The organism is Streptomyces cyaneochromogenes, from assembly GCF_003963535.1.
GTDB lineage: Bacteria > Actinomycetota > Actinomycetes > Streptomycetales > Streptomycetaceae > Streptomyces > Streptomyces shaanxiensis.
This window is the reverse complement of record NZ_CP034539.1, coordinates 6412175-6426980: the sequence shown is the minus strand read 5'-3', so window position 1 is coordinate 6426980 and position 14806 is coordinate 6412175. Positions and strand designations below refer to the sequence as shown.

14 protein-coding genes are annotated in these 14806 nt (G+C 70.8%); 6 read left to right on the top strand and 8 right to left on the bottom strand.

Features of this window, described 5'->3' with window-relative positions:
* Positions 1-7: 7 nt before the first annotated feature.
* Both EJ357_RS29370 and EJ357_RS29365 read right to left on the bottom strand, forming a co-directional pair.
* Entirely contained in the window at positions 8-2065 is a 2058-nt protein-coding gene (locus tag EJ357_RS29370) for a thioredoxin domain-containing protein (protein ID WP_126394567.1), read from the bottom strand.
* A 37-nt stretch (positions 2066-2102) separates the two neighbouring features.
* Positions 2103-2486 carry a hypothetical protein gene (locus tag EJ357_RS29365; RefSeq protein ID WP_126394565.1) on the bottom strand — a complete coding sequence of 128 codons (384 nt, stop codon included), beginning with the start codon at positions 2484-2486 and terminating at the stop codon, positions 2103-2105.
* Positions 2487-2657: 171 nt separating this feature from the next.
* Here EJ357_RS29365 and EJ357_RS29360 point away from each other — a divergent pair, with 171 nt between their 5' ends.
* Positions 2658-5858, top strand: coding sequence for a tetratricopeptide repeat protein (locus EJ357_RS29360; protein ID WP_126394563.1), 3201 nt, complete (start codon positions 2658-2660; stop codon positions 5856-5858).
* Between the two features lie 20 nt (positions 5859-5878).
* Here the strand turns inward: EJ357_RS29360 and EJ357_RS29355 are convergent, their stop codons facing one another.
* Together EJ357_RS29355 and mca are read right to left on the bottom strand one after the other, a co-directional pair.
* Complete coding sequence (locus EJ357_RS29355) at positions 5879-6130, bottom strand: hypothetical protein (RefSeq protein WP_175647564.1); 252 nt, start codon at positions 6128-6130, stop codon at positions 5879-5881.
* A complete protein-coding gene (gene mca, locus EJ357_RS29350; protein ID WP_175647852.1) occupies positions 6123-6983 on the bottom strand; it encodes a mycothiol conjugate amidase Mca in 861 nt (286 codons plus the stop codon). The genes EJ357_RS29355 and mca overlap by 8 nt, the downstream gene beginning before the upstream one ends.
* A 169-nt stretch (positions 6984-7152) precedes the next feature.
* Here mca and EJ357_RS29345 point away from each other — a divergent pair, with 169 nt between their 5' ends.
* Both EJ357_RS29345 and greA read left to right on the top strand, forming a co-directional pair.
* Positions 7153-7551, top strand: a complete 399-nt coding sequence (locus EJ357_RS29345) for a DUF4307 domain-containing protein (protein WP_126394558.1) — start codon at positions 7153-7155, stop codon at positions 7549-7551.
* 211 nt (positions 7552-7762) lie between these two features.
* Positions 7763-8263, top strand: a complete 501-nt coding sequence (greA, locus tag EJ357_RS29340; protein WP_126394557.1) for a transcription elongation factor GreA — start codon at positions 7763-7765, stop codon at positions 8261-8263.
* Positions 8264-8362: 99 nt separating this feature from the next.
* Here the strand turns inward: greA and EJ357_RS29335 are convergent, their stop codons facing one another.
* The 3 genes from EJ357_RS29335 to ilvA all read right to left on the bottom strand — a co-directional run bounded on the left by EJ357_RS29335 (position 8363) and on the right by ilvA (position 11673).
* Complete coding sequence (locus EJ357_RS29335) at positions 8363-9163, bottom strand: ABC transporter permease (protein ID WP_175647563.1); 801 nt, start codon at positions 9161-9163, stop codon at positions 8363-8365.
* A 52-nt stretch (positions 9164-9215) separates the two neighbouring features.
* Positions 9216-10193: an ATP-binding cassette domain-containing protein gene (locus EJ357_RS29330; protein WP_126394553.1), complete on the bottom strand. Its 978-nt coding sequence runs from the start codon at positions 10191-10193 to the stop codon at positions 9216-9218.
* Positions 10194-10443: 250 nt separating this feature from the next.
* A complete protein-coding gene (ilvA, locus tag EJ357_RS29325) occupies positions 10444-11673 on the bottom strand; it encodes a threonine ammonia-lyase (RefSeq protein WP_126394551.1) in 1230 nt (409 codons plus the stop codon).
* 163 nt (positions 11674-11836) lie between these two features.
* Between ilvA and EJ357_RS29320 the strand changes: the two genes are divergently transcribed.
* From EJ357_RS29320 to EJ357_RS49565, 3 genes are all read left to right on the top strand, one after another.
* Positions 11837-12343 (top strand): MarR family winged helix-turn-helix transcriptional regulator, encoded by a 507-nt coding sequence (locus EJ357_RS29320; RefSeq protein WP_175647562.1) that lies wholly within the window; start codon positions 11837-11839, stop codon positions 12341-12343.
* 308 nt (positions 12344-12651) lie between these two features.
* On the top strand, positions 12652-13164 hold the full coding sequence (locus EJ357_RS49570) for a sigma factor-like helix-turn-helix DNA-binding protein (protein ID WP_228472643.1): 513 nt from the start codon (positions 12652-12654) through the stop codon (positions 13162-13164).
* Positions 13161-13409 carry a hypothetical protein gene (locus EJ357_RS49565; RefSeq protein ID WP_228472642.1) on the top strand — a complete coding sequence of 83 codons (249 nt, stop codon included), beginning with the start codon at positions 13161-13163 and terminating at the stop codon, positions 13407-13409. The genes EJ357_RS49570 and EJ357_RS49565 overlap by 4 nt, the downstream gene beginning before the upstream one ends.
* Before the next feature lie 34 nt (positions 13410-13443).
* Here the strand turns inward: EJ357_RS49565 and EJ357_RS29310 are convergent, their stop codons facing one another.
* Complete coding sequence (locus EJ357_RS29310) at positions 13444-14598, bottom strand: cystathionine gamma-synthase (protein ID WP_126394550.1); 1155 nt, start codon at positions 14596-14598, stop codon at positions 13444-13446.
* Between the last annotated feature and the right edge of the window lie 208 nt (positions 14599-14806).

Below are 14806 nucleotides of genomic sequence, written 5' to 3'. Positions count from 1 at the left end.
TGCCGTTTCAGCTGGTCAGAGTGGTTCGCAGGCGGTCGGGATCGGTGGTCGGAGCGTCGCAGGTGAAGTTGCGGCAGACATAGGCCGCAGGTTCGCCCTGCTGCAACGGACGTTCGACGAGAAGCGGAAACTCGTCACTCTCCGGAGTTCCCACGGCCACGACTGCCCCCGGGGCGGTGGCCAGAAGTGCCGTACGGTGCAGAGCCTTTGTCGCCTTGTCATCGAGGGCCGGTCCGACGATCGCGACCTCGCGCGGCCCGTCGAGGTTGGCCTCGGCGACCGCGAGCCCCCAGGCGATGAAACGGGGGACGCGCGGGCCGAGGGCCTTGACGACGCCCAACGCCCGCTCGGCGGCGATGCGATGGGGCTCGGCGCCGGTCTGCGCGGCATAGCTCAGCAGGGCGCCGGCCGCCGCGGTCCAGCCGGCGGGGGCGGCGTTGTCGGTGGGGTCCTGGGGCCGGCGGATCAGCTGCTCGGCGTCGGCGGCGGTGTCGTACAGGGCGCCGGACTCCTCGTCGACGAAACGGGCGAGGACGTGGTCGAGCAGGAACCCGGCGAACTCCAGCCAGACGCCCTCGCCGGTGACGGACGCGAGCGCGAGGAAGCCCTCGGCGACATCGGCGTAGTCCTCCAGCACACCCGCGTTGGCGCCGACCTGGCCGTCCTTGCTGGTGCGGGCGAGGCGGGCGTGGTCGCCGAGGTGCAGCCGGACGAGGAGGTCGGCGGCGCCGAGGGCGGCCTCCACGAGGTCGGGGCGGTCGAAGTAGGCGCCGGTCTCGGCGAGGGCGGCGACGGCGAGGCCGTTCCAGGCGGCGACGATCTTGTCGTCGCGGCCGGGGGCGGAGCGTTCGCCGCGACTGTCGAGCAGCCGCTGCCGTACGGAGGTGATCTTCTCGGCGTCGAAAAGCCCGTCCTGCTGCGGCAGCTGCAGCACGGAGGAGCCGTGCTCGAAGGTGCCCTCCTGCGTGACACCGAAGTACCGGGCGGCGAGTTCGGCGTCGTCGTCGCCGAGGACGTCACGCAGCTGCTGCGGGGTCCACACGTAGTAGGCGCCCTCGACGTGCCTGCCGGTCCCGTCGTCGCTGTCGGCGTCGAGCGCGGAGGCGAACCCGCCCTCGGCGGTGCGCAGTTCACGCACCATGAAGTCCGCGGTCTCCAGAGCCACGCGGCGGGCGAGCTCGCTGAGTTCATCAGCGGCTCCGCCGCGGGCGGTGGCGCGCCAGAGGTGGGCGTAGGCGCGGCACAGCAGGGCGTTGTCGTACAGCATCTTCTCGAAGTGCGGCACGACCCAGTCGCGGTCGACGGAGTAGCGGGCGAAGCCACCGCCGAGCTGGTCGTAGATGCCGCCCCGGGCCATCCGCTCGCAGGTGTCCCGCGCCATCTCCAGCGCGCCCTCGGCACCGGTCCGCGCGTGATGCCGCAGCAGGAACTCGATCACCATGGACGGCGGGAACTTCGGTGCCCCGCCGAACCCGCCCCGCTGCGGGTCGTACTCCCGGGTGAGCCCGAGCAACGCCGCCGACAGCTCCTGCTCACCGGGCGCCTCGGGCCCGCCGTAGGAGATCTCCCGCCCGGCGAGGTCCCGCACGATCTTCCCCGCGACGTCGGCGACCTCCTCGCGCCGGTCGGTCCAGGCGCTGCGCACGCCCTCCAGGACCTGCCGGAAGGACGGCATCCCCTGCCGGGGCGCGGGCGGGAAGTAGGTGCCGAAGTAGAAGGGCTCGGCGTCCGGGGTGAGGAACACCGTCATGGGCCAGCCGCCCTGGCCGGTGGCCGCCTGGACGGCCTCCATGTAGACGGCGTCCACGTCGGGGCGTTCCTCGCGGTCGACCTTGACGCTGACGAAGTGGGCGTTGAGGTAGTCGGCGGTCTCCTGGTCCTCGAAGGACTCGTGTGCCATCACGTGACACCAGTGACAGCTGCTGTAGCCGACGCTGAGCAGGACCGGTTTGCCGCTCTTGCGGGCCTCCTCGAAGGCCTCGGCCGACCACGGCCACCAGTCGACGGGGTTGTCCGCGTGCTGGAGGAGGTAGGGGGACGTCTCGTGAGCCAGTCGGTTCGGCATGGGGTCCATCCTGCCGCAGTACCCCGCCGGTCAGACGTCAGGCGTCTCCCAGACCGTGACCTTGAGTTTTCCCGTCGCTCTCGAGGCCGTCCACGGCCGTCGGGACGGCTTCTGGGTCGTGCCACGGGGCCAGGTCGGAAACGGAGTCCGGGACGAACAGATTCGGGGCGAGGCTTCCCGAGAAGATGATGTCCGCGCCGTTGGTGGAGCTCATCACGACCGGCTTCGGCGTGTCCAGCTCAAGGTACGACCCCGAATCGGTGCCGTCGGCCGACACCTCGACCGGTCCGTACCGCACCTGATCCGCCTTGGCCTTCTCCGTGGGCGCCGACTCCACACTCCGCGGCGGGCCCGGAGGCTGTGACGGACCGTACGGCTGCCCCTGCGCCGGGCCCGCAGGCCCGTTGTTCGCCCAGCTCATGTTCTCCCCCGACCTTCCCGTTCGTGCGCGCGAACACCAGAGCCACCGCCCCCCTCCGCGCCAATTCACCGATCTTGCAAGGTGATCGAAGTCCGCTCGCCCCCTCGCCCCGATGCGCCGTCCGCAGCACACTTGACCAAGAACGCCGTTGCCACCGGAGGGGGACGTGACATGCGGGACAGCCATCGGGCCGACGCCGAGCGGCTGTTGGCCCGGGCCGTGGAGGAGGAGGTGCGGCGCTCGGGCGGGAGCGTCGACGGGCAGGTGCTGTTGTCGCGGGCGCGCGGGGCGCTGGACTCCATGGCGCAGACGGCGGCCGAGGAGTACGAGGCGTATACGCGCGCGCTGGACGAGGCGGAGGCCGGCCGGCTGACGTTCGGGCAGCGGTTCGCGCGGGAGGGCGGCCGTACGCCGCTGATGGTGGCGGGTGTCGCGGCGGTCACGGCCGTCGTCTCCGACCTGGCGCTCGGCACGGGCACGGGCACCGCGGTCGGCGCGGGCGTGACCGTGGGCGTCGTCGGCGCGGCGGCGACGGTGGCGAAGGTGGCCGGCACCCATCTGCCGGCCGCGCACCACCGCGCGGGCGCCGTCGGCCAGCCCGGCGGCCCGCAGCAGCTGCGCCTGCAGTGGCTGACGGCGCTGGAGGTACGGGGCATCCGTCCGTTCCTCGACCAGCAGCGGGTGCTGAGCGCGTCCACCGGCCCGAAGAAGACGGGGCCGCGGCTCAAGGGCGCGGACAAGAGCGCGGCGGCCCGCGGCCGGAGCGTGCTGGAGCAGTCGTTCGGTCAGCTCCCGGAGCCGGAGGACCCGTTCGCGGGCCGCAGGCAGGAGATGGCCCGCATCCGGCAGTGGGTGCAGGCGGCACGCGCGAGTACGGAGACGAAGCCGACGGTCGTGGTCCTGCACGGGGCGCCGGGCAGCGGTCGTACGGCACTGGCGGTCCGCGCCGCCCATGACCTCAAGGACCAGTTCCGGGGCGCGTGCGTGGTGGACCTGCGCGGCGACACGTCGCAGGAGCCGCCGCTGTCGACGAGAGACGCGCTGCTGCATCTGCTGAACCGTTTGGGCGCCCCGCGCGAGCAGCTCCTGTTCCGCGAGCGCTCGTCGGCCGAACAGCAGGTCAAGCGGCTGAGCGAGCTCTACCACCAGCACCTGACCGGCCTGCCGGTCACGGTCGTACTGGACGACGCCTCGGACCCGGAACAGGTCCGCTCCCTGATCCCCGAGCGCTCCGACAGCCTGGTCCTGGTCACCGCCCGCGAGCCTCTGGACCTGCCCGCGGACCTCGCCGCCTGGGTGCACCGGCTTCCGGTGGAGTCGCTGGACGCGGCCGGCGCGGAGGAGTTGCTGACGGCGGCGGCGCAGGATTCCTCGGCGCCCTACGACGCCGAATCCGCCGACCGGATACGGGAGTTGTGCGGCGGGCTGCCACTGGCGCTGCGCATCGCGGGTTCGTCGCTGGGCCCGCGTTCACCGCGCACGCTGGCGACGGACCTGGGCGCGTACGGCCCCGTGGAGCCGATCGAACGGGTGCTGTGGCTGCGCTACACGGACCAGTCGGAGGTCGCGCGGCGCCTGCTGCGCAGGCTGGCTCTGGCGGGCCGGGCCTCCCTGGGCGCCGCCGCGGCGGCGTCGCTGCTGGCCACGGACGAGGCGGAGGCGACCCGCCACCTGGTGGCCCTGTCCCGGTCGGGTCTGATCGACCATGTGCGCGGCAGCCGCTACCGCCTGCACGACCTGGTCCGCGCCTTCGCCCAGGCCCGCCTCCTCGACGAGGAGGAACCGGCGGAGCGTACGGCGGCGCAGGAACGGTTGATCGTGAACTACGCGGAGCTGGCGGACTCCGTGCTGCGCCTGGTCGACGGCAACATGTCGACCCGCTCGGACCGCTTCAGCCCGCACGGCTTCACCTCGCTGGACGACGCGCTGCGCTGGCTGGACGACGAGTCGAGCTTCATCACGGCCGCACTCCGGCACGCGCAGGACGTGAACCAGGCGGCGGTCCTGAACCTGCTCGGCGCCCTGTGCGACTACTGCCTCCTGCGGGGCGACCTCTACCGCCTCGGCGAGATCAGCGAGCTGGCGCAGGAGGTGGACCAGGGGCTGCTGGTCCGCTCGGTGCAGTGGCGCACCGGCATCGCGGCCCGCCAGCTCGGCGAGCTGGACAAGGCCCGCACGACCCTGACCTCGGTCGTCGACCTCTACATGGAGGCCCACCACGACGCGGGCGCGGCCCGGGCCCTGTGCTCCCTCGGCATCACCCTGCACCACCAGGGCAACCTCACCGAGGCGGCGACGAAGCTCCGCGAGGCCCTGGACCTGCAGTCCGCCCCGGCGCTGGCGACGGACCGCGCCTGGACGATGCACGCGCTGGCGGCCGTGGAACGGGACCAGGGCCGGATCTCGGAGTCCCTCGCCCTCCTGACCGAATCCCTGTCCCTGCACCGTGCCGGCGAGTCCATCCACGGCGAGGCCTGGGCCCACTTCCAGCTGGGGCAACTGAGCCTGCGCAGGGGCGACGTACCGAGCGCGGAAGCCGAGTTGCGGACGGCCCTGGAGTTGTACGGCCGTACGCGTGACGCCCGGGGCGAGGCCTGGGCGATGACCCAGCTCTCCCGGGCCCGCCTGGTCGCCGGTGACCCGTCCCCGGCGGTGGACGGACTGCGCCAGGCGGCCTCCCGGCACCGCGACAACGAGGACGCGCGCGGCGAGGCCTGGTCCGTCTACTACCTGGGCCAGGCCCTGGAGGAGACCGGCAACCTGGACCTGGCGGTCCGCGAGCTGGAACGCTCCCGCACGATGTTCTCCCGCATGCGGGACGTGTACGGCCTCGCCTGCGCCCGCCATCACTCGGCCCGCGTGACCCGCGACCAGCGGGCGGCCCAGACGGGCTCGTTGAAGAACTCCGGGTTCGCCCGCCAGCTGCTGATGGACGCCCGCGCCGATTTCCAGCGCATCGGCGTCGCCCACGGCGAGGCATGGACATGCCTGGAGCTGGCGGTGGTGGACGCCGGGAACACCCGCACCCAGCAGGCGCTGACGCTGTGCGAGGACGCGGTGCGGCTCTTCACGTCGTACGACGACCGCAGAGGCGAGGACTGGGCACGGTTCCTGCGCTGCACACTGCTGCCGTACGCGGCGCCGGGCGGTGTCGAGATCGGGACGGCGGTGGCGCAGGAGGAACTGGCCCAGCTGTCCCGCGACGGGCATGCGCTGCGGGACGGGAAGCTGGTCGACTACGTGGAGGCCTACCAGCTCCTGCTCGAACGCGGCGTGAGCCTGGAGTCCGGCTGGCAGGCCTGGCGGCTCGGCATGGTGCCGAACCGCCACGCGCGGGAGGTCATGGGGGTGCCGATGGCGGCCCGGCAGTGACCCAGCCGTCCTCCGCCTCGCTACGACTTGGCGGTGCCGCTCGCCCCGGCGCTCTCGCCGGAGGCCTCCGCCGTCGGGTCCGGAGCCTCCTTGAAGTCGACCTTGCTCATGTGGCGGTTCATGGACTTCATCAGGCCCCACACCGCCACCGCCATCACCGCGAAGACGATGAAACCGAGGACGCCGGGGGTGACCTTGTCCTTGTCCACCTCCTTCGCGAGGGTGACGAGCTGTGTCATTGCCAGGCTTGCGCTTGCGCTCATGTCAGGCATTGTCGCGGATGCCCGCAAAGAGGTCGTCCTCGGGGAGGGAGGTATCGACGAGTGACTTCGCGAGCTCGTACTCCTCCGTCGGCCAGACCTCCCTCTGCAGCTCCAGCGGCACCCGGAACCAGCCGCCGTCGGGGTCGATCTGGGTGGCGTGCGCGATCAGGGCCTTGTCGCGAATCTCATAGAAGTCGCCACACGGGACGTGTGTGGTGATCGTGCGCTCGCTGCGCTGGAACTCGTCCCAGCGCTTGAGCCAGTCCCCGTACGGCGACTCCAGGCCGCGCTCCAGCATGGCGTCGTGCAGCGCCTGGGTGCGGGGGCGGTTGAAGCCCTGGTTGTAGTAGAGCTTCTGCGGCTGGTACGCGGGGCCGTACTCCGTCTCCGGGTACTTCTCGGTGTCCGTCGCGCCCTCGAAGGCCACCATCGAGATCTTGTGGGTCATGATGTGGTCGGGGTGCGGATAGCCGCCGTTCTCGTCATAGGTGGTGATCACCTGGGGACGGAACGAACGGATCTGCTTCACCAGCTCGCCGGCCGCCTTGTCGACGTCCTCCAGGGCGAAGCAGCCCTCCGGCAGCGGCGGCAGCGGGTCGCCCTCGGGGAGGCCGGAGTCGACGAAGCCGAGCCACTCCTGCTTCACGCCGAGGATCTCGCGAGCCTCGTCCATCTCTTTCTTGCGTACCTCGTGGATGTGCTCCTCGATGTACTTGTCGCCCTGAAGCTTCGGATTGAGGATGGAGCCGCGCTCCCCGCCCGTGCAGGTCACGACCAGCACGTCCACCCCCTCGGACACGTACTTCGCCATGGTGGCCGCGCCCTTGCTCGACTCGTCGTCGGGGTGGGCGTGGACGGCCATCAGTCGCAACTGGTCAGTCAAGACTCAATCCTCAAAAGTCGGCGCCCGGTGTGAACCGGTGCGATCGGCGGCTTCTATAGTGACCGAATCGGAGGGCGGATAATTCCGCGGTACGGCCCGCAGGCCCTCCTTTCAGGACATCCGTCCCGCCCCGGCCGAAAGGACGATCATGAGTACGGCGAGCACGCGACCGCCCGAGGGCCGCTATGGCCGCTCCTCGGACGCGCGCTCCGACCGCACACTCAAGGTCGTCGGCGCCTTTCTCGGGGTGGCACTGCTGGCGCTGGTCGGCTACTTCGGCTACCACTACGTCGGCCAGAACAAGATCAGCGCCGAGGTGATCGAGTTCGACGCGACGCAGGACGCGGTGAAGATCCATCTGGAGGTCCGCAAGGACGCCGGCGCCTCCGGCTACTGCACGCTGCGCTCCCAGGCGGAGGACGGCGCCGAGGTGGGCCGGGCCGACTTCCGCTTCGACGGCGACGCGACGCGGATCGACAAGGTCGTCACGCTCCGTACGACGTCCCAGGGAACGACGGCCGAACTGCTCGGCTGCCACGCCGACTGACTCCGTCGATCGAAACCGCTCGACGGCGATCGACGCCGACCGGTTCCGGCCTGAATGCGTAGGCCCTGACCTGCGTTGACGTGATTCTGATGGCTTATGTCCTCCCCCTTCGGCCGTTGAATTGTTAGGCTCGTGGTTTCGCCCATCCGTGAAGGAACATCCTTCTGGGTAGGGCGATGCTTTGTATTCCCAGTACCGACGAGGAGCACCTGTGACCCAGACCAGCGAGAACGTCACCTGGCTGACCCAGGAGGCGTACAACCAGCTCAAGGCCGAGCTGGAGTACCTGTCTGGTCCTGCGCGCACGGAGATCGCAGCCAAGATCGCGGCCGCGCGCGAGGAGGGCGACCTGCGCGAGAACGGCGGGTACCACGCGGCCAAGGAGGAGCAGGGCAAGCAGGAGCTCCGTGTGCGCCAGCTGACCCAGCTCCTGGAGAACGCCCAGGTCGGCGAGGCGCCGGCATCGGCGGACGGTGCGGTGGCGCCCGGCATGGTCGTGACGATCGCCTTCGACGGTGACGAGGACGACACCATGACCTTCCTGCTCGCCTCCCGCGAGTACGCGAGCGCCGACATCGAGACCTACTCGCCGCAGTCCCCGCTGGGCTCCGGCGTCATCGGCCACAAGGTCGGCGAGGACGCCGAGTACGAGCTGCCGAACGGCAAGAAGGCCTCGGTGAAGATCCTGAAGGCCGAGCCCTACAGCGGCTGACCGGACCGTGCGGCGGCTGACCCCGCCCGACAAGTCCTTCACCGGCCCCCGGCGCCCAGTGGCGCCGGGGGCTTTCGTCATGCCGTCGCACCTGAGCCGTCAGCCATGCGCCCGGCGGTACTTGCGGACCGCGAGCGTGCGGAAGGTCAGGATGATGACGACCGACCAGATCAGCGACGCCCACACCGGGTGCTGCATCGGCCAGGCGTCGGGCGGCTGGAAGCCCGGGGGAAGGTTGCCGAACAGCTCGCGGCTCGCCTGCACCGTGGCGCTGAACGGGTTCCACTCCGCGATGTGCCGCAGGAAGGTCGGCATCTGGTTCGCGTCCACGAACGCGTTCGAGATGAACGTCAGCGGAAACAGCCAGATCAGACCACCCGAGGTCGCCGCTTCGGGCGTGCGCACCGACAGGCCGATGAGCGCGCCGATCCAGGAGAACGCGTAGCCGAGCAGCAGGAGCAGGCCGAATCCGGCGAGCACCTTGCCGAGGTTCTCGTGCGTGCGCCAGCCGACGATCAGGGCGACGACCGCCAGGACGACGAGGGTGAGCGTCGTCTGCACCAGGTCGGCGAGGGTCCGCCCGGTGAGCACCGCACCGCGTGCCATGGGCAGCGAGCGGAACCGGTCGATGAGGCCCTTGTGCATGTCGTCGGCGATGCCCGCGCCCGCGCCCGCCGTGGCGAAGGTGACCGTCTGGGCGAAGATGCCGGCCATCAGGAACTCGCGGTACGCCTGGGTGGAGGTGGACGAGCCGACCTGGATCGAGCCGCCGAACACATAGGTGAAGAGCACGACGAACATGATCGGCTGGATCAGCCCGAAGATGATCATCTCGGGAATCCGGCCCATACGGATCAGGTTCCGGCGGGCGATGACCAGGGAGTCGTTCGTGGCGCTCACTTCACCTGCTCCTTCACGACGGTCGTCCACCGGTCTCGGTCGGGCGGCGAGATCATTTGACGGCCTCCTTGCCGTTCTCCTCGTCCTTCGTCTCGGCCACGTGGCCCGTCAGGGACAGGAACACGTCGTCGAGGGTCGGGCGACGCAGGCCGATGTCGTCGATCTCGATACCCCGGGTGTCGAGTTCGCGGATGACCTCGGCGAGAAGCTTGGCGCCTCCGGCCACGGGCACGGTGAGCTTGCGCATGTGGTCCTCGACCGTCGTCTCGCCCTTGCCGAAGCCGCGCAGCACCTCGGACGCCGACTGGATGTCCTCGCGCTGGTGCACCACGACCTCGACGCGCTCGCCGCCGGTGCGGGCCTTGAGCTGGTCGGAGGTGCCCGTGGCGATGACGCGGCCATGGTCGACCACCGCTATGTCGTGTGCCAGGTGGTCGGCCTCTTCGAGGTACTGCGTGGTCAGCAGCAGGGTCGTACCGCCGGAGACCAGTCGCTTGATGACGTCCCACAGCAGCTGCCGGTTGCGCGGGTCGAGGCCCGTCGTCGGCTCGTCCATGAACATCACGGGCGGTGAGACCACCAGGGCGGCCGCCAGGTCGAGGCGGCGGCGCATCCCGCCGGAGTAGGTCTTGGTGGGGCGGTCGGCGGCGTCGGTGAGGTCGAACTGCTCCAGCAGCTCCACCGCACGGGCCTTCGCCTCCTTCGCCCTCATCTGGTAGAGCTGGCCGACCATCTGCAGGTTCTCCCGGCCGGTGAGGTACTCGTCGACCGCCGCGAACTGGCCGGACAGGCCGATGGAGCGGCGTACGGCATCAGGGTTCTTCAGGACGTCCATGCCCGCGACGACCGCCGAGCCGCTGTCGGGGTTCAGCAGGGTCGTCAGACAGCGGACGGTCGTCGTCTTGCCCGCGCCGTTCGGCCCGAGCAGACCGAGGACCGTGCCCTCGGGGACATCGAGGTCGACGCCGTCCAGAGCCCTTACGTCACCGAAGGTCTTCACCAGGCCTTCGGCATAGATGGCGCCTGGCATATGAATCTCCACGTCGTCGGGGAAGCATTCGAAAGCGTTGGAAAAGCGTAGGTGCGTTCTCTTCGTTCTCTTCGTTCCGTGCCGTGACTCAGTGCTGCGGTGCGAATACGAGACACACCATAACGCGATGTATCGCGTCTCTCAATGAGATTTACCGGATTTACCCGAACGGGTGACAAAGGGGCTCCGACCTGGGCTTTCGCCGAATCGTGCCTCAGTCCGTGCCTCGATGCCTCGATGCCTCGACGCCTCAGCCGATGACGGTGTAGCCCGCCTCGCGCAGGGCCTGGCCGACCTCGACGCAGTGCGCGGTGCCCTTCGTCTCCAGGTGCAGCTCGACCTCCGCCTCCGTGAGCCCGAGCCGTGGGTCGGTCCGTACGTGGCTCACATCGAGGACGTTAGCGTCCACCACTGACAACACACCCAAAAGCGTGGCGAGCGCGCCCGGCCGGTCCGTCAGCCGCAGCCGTACGGCCAGGTAGCGGCCTTGCGCGGCCATGCCGTGCCGCAGGACGCGCTGCAGCAGCACCGGGTCGACGTTGCCGCCGGACAGCACCGCGACGACCGGGCCCTCGAAGGCGCCGGGGTCGCTCAGCAGCGCCGCGACGGGGCTCGCCCCGGCCGGCTCGACGACCAGCTTCGCCCGCTCCAGGCACAGCAGCAGGGCAGTGGCCAGCTCGTCCTCGGTGACCGTGCGGACCTCGTCCACCAGGTCGCCGACGATCCGGAACGGCACGTCACCCGGCCGGCCGACCCTGATGCCGTCGGCCATCGTCGCCGGGTTGTCGACCGCGACCGGGTGCCCGGCCGCCAGCGAGGGCGGGTACGCCGCCGCGCCCGCCGCCTGCACGCCCACGATCCGCACGTCCGGCCGCAGCGCCTTCACCGCCGTGGCGATACCCGCCGCGAGCCCACCCCCGCCGATGCCGACGAGGATCGTCCGCACCTCCGGGCACTGCTCCAGGATCTCCAGGCCGACCGTGCCCTGACCCGCGATGATGTCGGGGTGGTCGAAGGGGTGGATGAACACCGCGCCGGTCTCGGCCGCGTACTCCTGCGCGGCGGCCAGCGTCTCGTCGACCACCTGGCCGTGCAGGCGCACCTCGGCGCCGTAGTCCTGGGTGGCGCTGATCTTCGGCAGCGGGGCACCTTTCGGCATGAACACGGTGGAGCCCACGCCGAGCAGCGACGACGCCAGGGCGACGCCCTGCGCGTGGTTGCCGGCGCTCGCGGCCACGACGCCCGCCGCGCGCTCCTCCGGGAGCAGCCCGGCGATCCGGACGTAGGCGCCGCGCAGCTTGAACGATCCCGTCCGCTGGAGGTTCTCGCACTTGAAGTGCACCGGCGCGCCCACCAGCTGGGACAGGTGCCTGCTGCCCTCCATCGCCGTCACCCGCGCCACGCCCGTCAGCATCTTCTGAGCGCCGCGCACGTCGTCGAGCGTGACGGGAGGCAAGGAGTCAGACGTGCTGTAGCTCATGACTCAAGTCTCGCAGTTCACAGGCGCGAGGCCCTGGTGTGACCAAGCACCGAGATGGGTTTCGCCAGCGCTGGTACGCCCCGCGTCCGGGCCGCGTACCCTGTCCCCCAACCCAGCACCCCCTTCATGAAGTGAGCCCCCGGCCATGCCCACAACACCTGAAATGTCGATGGACATGACGACCGTCGCTGACAGCGGTCTCCTCGACACGCTGCAGCACGAGGTGGCGGTGTTCGCCCGCCGTGCCGAACAGACCCGGCTCGGTGGGGTCGGGCAGGTGCGCAACTCCATGGACCGCGCCGCATACCTGCTGCTCAACCGCCTCGACAAGGAAGGCCCCATGGGCGTCAAGGCGCTCGCCGCGAGCATGGGGATCGACTCGTCGACGGTCACCCGGCAGGTGGCGCCGCTCGTCGACACCGGGCTCGTCAAGCGGACCTCGCACCCCGAGGACGGGCGGGCGGTGGTGCTCCAGCTGTCCCCGCGCGGGCAGTCGCGACTGGAGGAAGTGCGTTCGTCCCGGCGTCAGTTGATGGCCGAGCTGACGCACGACTGGGCCCCGGAGGAGCGGGAGGCGTTCTGCACGCTGCTCACCCGCTTCAACACCGCGCTGTCCACGCGGATGGCGGCACAGGGGATCTCGGGCGCTGAGGCCACTACGGCGTCCTGAGAGGCGGCTGTTCGGCGGGGGGGCGTCGCGCCGAGCGCGCCGTCGGAGTCCGCAGTGGGTCTCGCCCCCGCCGCCCCTACCCGTCCCGTCCTGGCCCCCTTCTGAGGGCTGCCGCCCGCAGACCCCCGCTTCGGCCCTGAACGGGCCTCGTCCTCAAACTCCCCCAGAGGGGTACCCCCAGACGGGCTGGAATGCCTGGACCGGCATCAAAGGCGGGGACGGTCGGGTCCCGGCTCTTGACCCCGGGCCGCCGCTGGCCTCATATGAAATCGGGCGGTTCCTCGGAGCTGGTTCAGGCGGGAGGGGCGGTGGGACGACGGCGCGCGGCCCAGGACGCCCGCCGGGCCCGGGAGTTCGAGGCGTTCGTCGCGGGCGCGGCAGGGCGGCTGTTGCATGCCGCCACGCTGCTCACCGTGGAGCCGCCGACGGAGAACCCGCGCGCGAGGCGCCTGCTGACGTTGTCCCTCGCTCACACGTACGCCTGCTGGGACCGGCTGCGCGGCGAGGACCCGTACGACCATGCCCGCCAGTGCCTGGCCACCCGCTTCTCCCGGGCCGCCTGGCACCAGTACGGCGGCCTGGGCGCGCTCGGCCGGTTCCGACCGCGTCCCGACGGCCCACTCGCCCGGCTCTCCCCGCAGGAACGCCTGATCCTGGTCCTACGGCTGTACGAGGGGGTCGCCGAAGAGCAGGTGGCGGCGCTGCTCGGCCTGCCCAGGGAACGCGTCCACGCGATGTGCGACCGGGCGACGGCGACCCTGCTGCATCCACCGCGGGGGCCCGCACCGGCCGTACTGGGAGCGAAGGCGGTGTCGCCGTGAGTCGCCCCCAACGGGAGGCGGCCGTACGGCGGATCATGGAGGGCACGCCGCCGCCCGTGCCGCCGGAGCTGTACGCGGAGGCCGTGCGGCGCGGTGTCCGCATGCTGCGCCGAAGGACGGTCGCCGTACGACTGATGTGGCTGCTGCTGTTCGCCGCGACGGTGGCCTTCGTGGTGTGGGCCGTGATGGCCCGCCCGTGGGTGGAGCCGCCGTCGGAGACGACTCCACCGCTGACCGGCTGGTGAGACCTTCTGCAGGCCCCCCGGGTAAGCCCTTGGACTAGCCGAGCGCCTGCTGGAGGTCCTCCAGGAGGTCGTCGACGTTCTCGATGCCCACGGAGAGGCGGACGAGATCGGCGGGGACCTCCAGTGCCGAGCCGGCCACCGACGCGTGCGTCATGCGTCCCGGGTGCTCGATGAGGGACTCGACACCGCCCAGGGACTCGCCCAGCGTGAACACCTTGGCGCGGTTGCAGACCTCGACCGCCGCCTCCTCACCGCCGTCGACCCGGAAGGAGACCATGCCGCCGAACGTCTTCATCTGCTTGGCGGCGACCTCGTGACCGGGGTGATCGGGCAGGCCCGGGTACAGAACGCGCGTCACGCGCGCGTGCCGGGTGAGCATGTCGGCGATCTTCGTGGCGTTCTCGCTGTGCCGGTCCATGCGCACCGACAGGGTCTTGGCGCCGCGCAGCACCAGCCAGGAGTCGAAGGGACCGGCGACCGCGCCCATCGCGTTCTGGTGGTAGGCCAGTTCGTCGCCCAGGTCCGAGTCGGCGACGACCAGGGCGCCGCCGACGACGTCCGAGTGACCGCCCATGTACTTCGTCAAGGAGTGCACCACGACGTCCGCGCCGAGGTGCAGCGGCTGCTGCAGGTACGGCGTGGCGAAGGTGTTGTCGACGACGAGCTTCGCTCCGGCGTCCCGGGCGATCTGGGCGACGGCGGCGATGTCGGTGATGCCGAGCAGCGGGTTGGAGGGGGTCTCCACCCACACGATCTTGGTCTTCGGGGTGATGGCGGCGCGGACCGCGGACGGATCGCTGGTGTCGGCGACCGACCACTCCACCCCCCACCGGGCGACGACCTTGGCGAAGAGGCGGAACGTGCCGCCGTACGCGTCATTGGGGATGACCACGTGGTCGCCCGGGCTGAGCAGCGTACGCAGCAGGCAGTCCTCGGCCGCCAGCCCGGACGCGAACGCGAGGCCGCGGCGGCCGCCCTCCAGGGCTGCGAGGTTCTCCTCGAGGGCGGTCCTGGTCGGGTTGGCGCTACGGCTGTACTCGTAGCCGCCGCGCAGGCCCCCCACGCCGTCCTGCTTGTAGGTCGAGACCTGGTAGATCGGCGGGACGACCGCACCGGTGAGGGGGTCCGCCGTGTTGCCCGCGTGGATGGCGAGGGTCTCGAAGTGCTGACTGATGTGCCTGTCGCTCATGTGCACCGAGCGTAGTGTGCGAACGGCGCGGATGACTCCGTCGGCTCAGGCAGACCGCCACTTGCGTCCGGATTACGGTCTTCGGCGTCGGCGCGGGACCCGCCGGGGCCGGCGGCCCCCGGGCCCCTGCTGGGGCCGTGAACGGGCCCCGTCGCCGTGTTCCACAGGACCGATTCCCACAGAACCCTTTCTCCACAGGCGTCCGACC

What these genes read in the sequence shown, in the direction of transcription:
- EJ357_RS29320 (WP_175647562.1), top strand. Translation starts at nt 11,837, where the DNA reads ATGTCGATGGACATGACGACCGTCGCTGACAGCGGTCTCCTCGACACG.
- EJ357_RS29370 (WP_126394567.1), bottom strand. Translation starts at nt 2,065, where the DNA reads ATGCCGAACCGACTGGCTCACGAGACGTCCCCCTACCTCCTCCAGCAC.
- EJ357_RS29310 (WP_126394550.1), bottom strand. Translation starts at nt 14,598, where the DNA reads ATGAGCGACAGGCACATCAGTCAGCACTTCGAGACCCTCGCCATCCAC.
- EJ357_RS29330 (WP_126394553.1), bottom strand. Translation starts at nt 10,193, where the DNA reads ATGCCAGGCGCCATCTATGCCGAAGGCCTGGTGAAGACCTTCGGTGAC.
- EJ357_RS29365 (WP_126394565.1), bottom strand. Translation starts at nt 2,486, where the DNA reads ATGAGCTGGGCGAACAACGGGCCTGCGGGCCCGGCGCAGGGGCAGCCG.
- EJ357_RS29355 (WP_175647564.1), bottom strand. Translation starts at nt 6,130, where the DNA reads ATGCCTGACATGAGCGCAAGCGCAAGCCTGGCAATGACACAGCTCGTC.
- EJ357_RS29360 (WP_126394563.1), top strand. Translation starts at nt 2,658, where the DNA reads ATGCGGGACAGCCATCGGGCCGACGCCGAGCGGCTGTTGGCCCGGGCC.
- ilvA (WP_126394551.1), bottom strand. Translation starts at nt 11,673, where the DNA reads ATGAGCTACAGCACGTCTGACTCCTTGCCTCCCGTCACGCTCGACGAC.
- EJ357_RS29345 (WP_126394558.1), top strand. Translation starts at nt 7,153, where the DNA reads ATGAGTACGGCGAGCACGCGACCGCCCGAGGGCCGCTATGGCCGCTCC.
- mca (WP_175647852.1), bottom strand. Translation starts at nt 6,983, where the DNA reads ATGGCCGTCCACGCCCACCCCGACGACGAGTCGAGCAAGGGCGCGGCC.